Source organism: Microcystis sp. M53598_WE2 (assembly GCF_030067735.1).
Classification (GTDB): Bacteria; Cyanobacteriota; Cyanobacteriia; order Cyanobacteriales; family Microcystaceae; genus Microcystis; species Microcystis aeruginosa.
This window is the reverse complement of record NZ_JASJFE010000026.1, coordinates 1-2,287: the sequence shown is the minus strand read 5'-3', so window position 1 is coordinate 2,287 and position 2,287 is coordinate 1. Positions and strand designations below refer to the sequence as shown.

General features: G+C 38.5%; 4 protein-coding genes and 1 pseudogene. 2 read left to right on the top strand and 3 right to left on the bottom strand.

The features are described from left to right. Both PX636_RS00600 and PX636_RS22810 read left to right on the top strand, forming a co-directional pair. On the top strand, positions 1–321 hold a 321-nt coding region (locus PX636_RS00600; RefSeq protein WP_288115893.1), incomplete at its 5' end, for a DUF2442 domain-containing protein. Between the two features lie 173 nt (positions 322–494). Next, positions 495–620: pseudogene (locus tag PX636_RS22810) on the top strand (DUF1214 domain-containing protein); the annotation flags it as partial. A gap of 153 nt (positions 621–773) precedes the next feature. Here the strand turns inward: PX636_RS22810 and PX636_RS00595 are convergent. From PX636_RS00595 to PX636_RS00585, 3 genes are all read right to left on the bottom strand, one after another. After that, entirely contained in the window at positions 774–1,163 is a 390-nt protein-coding gene (locus tag PX636_RS00595) for a hypothetical protein (RefSeq protein WP_288115892.1), read from the bottom strand. Positions 1,164–1,426: 263 nt separating this feature from the next. Beyond that, a complete protein-coding gene (locus PX636_RS00590) occupies positions 1,427–1,843 on the bottom strand; it encodes a type II toxin-antitoxin system VapC family toxin (RefSeq protein WP_288115891.1) in 417 nt (138 codons plus the stop codon). Next, a complete protein-coding gene (locus PX636_RS00585) occupies positions 1,833–2,066 on the bottom strand; it encodes a hypothetical protein (protein ID WP_036401137.1) in 234 nt (77 codons plus the stop codon). The genes PX636_RS00590 and PX636_RS00585 overlap by 11 nt, the downstream gene beginning before the upstream one ends. Positions 2,067–2,287: the final 221 nt, after the last annotated feature.

Genomic DNA, 2,287 nt, shown 5'->3' with positions numbered 1-2,287 from the left:
CTCTTAACAGAATCGATCCCCTTCCCTAAAAAGGAGCTATTTCTTCATGTTATCTGTGTGGAATATCTGGATAAGTATCAATTAAAGCTAACCTTTAATAATGGAATAGAAGGGATTGTAGATTTAGAACAAGAATTGTATGGAGAAATCTTTGAACCCTTAAAAGATAAAAGTTTATTTCAAAAAGTATATGTAAATAGTCGGACAATAGAATGGCCAAACGGAGCAGACTTGGCCCCTGAATTTTTATTTGAAATTGCTCTCGACAAGCAACCAGTTAGTATAGTCGGTGATCCTGTAGGATACGCTAATAAAATGTAACGGACCAAATTGTTTTCTTAACAATAATTATCTGATTTGCGATTATTTTGGCCTTTAGTGCGATCAGGTTTTCTTCTCATGGTGTGATCGCTTTTTGATCAGGAGCGGCGATCGCTAATTGCCGTCTTGACTTAAAAGATAGTTACTTAACGCGCTTTTTTGCTTTTAATCATAAGGAAAATAATTGGGTGCAGACGATTCCTGAAACGGGTTGGAATACGATTCTTCGGCTCTATGGCCCGCTTGAGCCTTGGTTTGATAAGACTTGGCGACCAGGGGAAATCGAGTTATTGAAATAGTCCTATCCAGAATATTTCTTGATCGCCGATCTGTAGTACTATTAAGATCAGCGATCGCACTCTCAGCCTGGATGAAAGAGGGCTTACGCAGACGCGCTATATCTAGTGCTTTATCGTAAGTCCTGTCTCAATACCATAAAGTGCGATCACTAACTAATCATTTAGAACTTTGGCAACCACACAGACTGCCCCTGCAATCGCAACGGTACCCAAGACAACTGGATTAACAGCAGATGCTGCCAAAATAACTGTACCCACAGTAGGGCAAGAACCCGCGGCCGCTGTCCCCAGAGTAGCAAGAGCACCTCCTGTCATTATTCCAGCTTGTGTAACTGCTCCCACAGCCGCTACTCCGACTGTAGTACTCCCCACAGCCGCCGCTCCACCTACTATTACATTTCCTAATGCTTGTCCTGCTTGAGCAGTATTTTGTTGTACTGCACTTTGTACGGACTGTTGCAGAGAAGAATTGTTAGTTACTTGATCTGCAACTTTATGAGCAAACTCTAGAGGATCTTTAAAATCTTGGAAGAAATCAGACACTGTTTTTTCATCCTATATCAATCACTTCTATGTATACTTTAGCGTATCGTTATCTTTTTGTCAATATTTTTTGTAACCGTTCAGGGGGGGTTGTCAAGCAGCCAGTGCGATCGTGGATCTTGTAGGGTGCGTTAATGAAATGTAACGCACCTAATTGATTGTTATTCACCGTAATTATCTGATTTTTGGGATATTTATGAATGCGATCACTTTGGCTGTTGAAAGTGCGATTATTTTTAGAAGTGCGATCGCCTGCCCTGAGATTAATCTCTCAACAAAGCTCGAAAACCAGCTTGCTGAAAATGAATATCCGTTGTTAATGCTTCCGTTATTCTACGCTCTTCCATTACAATAAAAGAAATACAGTCAACAATTCCCCAATTTTTATCGTTTCTTTGACAATATAGTTGAAAAGCTTTTTGATAGAGAATTTCCGATAAGGGAATAACTGTCACCGTTTTGTCCTTTTCTAATGAGGACAATAATTTAATTGACTTAGAGCGATATTTTTGTTTAGATAAAGCATTGCCAATCTCTAAAATAATGGCTCTGGTTGTAACTAAAGGTGTTTTTGAAGCTTTTAATTGTTGGGCAATGGCAAGTGCTTTATGATGATAATCGTCCGTAGATGAAGATAAAGCGATCACATAACTTGTATCGAGAAATTTCTCAGGGTTCATGCTCTTTTTCTTCACCATATAAATATTTATCTAGATTTTCTGACCAATCAGAGGGTCCGTCTAGTTGTAATGATTCTGCTGTCTCTAAAAAAGAAGTGAGTTCATTATTTTCATCCGATAAGTTATCAACAATAATGCGGACACGAGTATTAGCCTTCAATCTAACGGGTTGCTCTGGATGAAAGACCTTTCCGTCAAATAATGCGTTAATAGAATTAAGCATGATCTGTTGGTGAAATGATTTTTACTTGAAATATCTATATTATAAATGTAACACACCAAATTGATTGTTATTCGCTGTCATCTTGTGGATTAAACTTTAAAGCTGCCGCTTGGGATAGGAACGCAAAGGGCGATCGCTTTTTGATGAGGAGGAGGGGCGATCACATATCGTATTTTTCTATTATCATAGTAAAATCAGGCAAATATTTTGAAAATAACATG

Coding starts and splice junctions, on each gene's coding strand:
- PX636_RS00590 (WP_288115891.1), bottom strand. CDS start 1,843: ATGAACCCTGAGAAATTTCTCGATACAAGTTATGTGATCGCTTTATCT.
- PX636_RS00585 (WP_036401137.1), bottom strand. CDS start 2,066: ATGCTTAATTCTATTAACGCATTATTTGACGGAAAGGTCTTTCATCCA.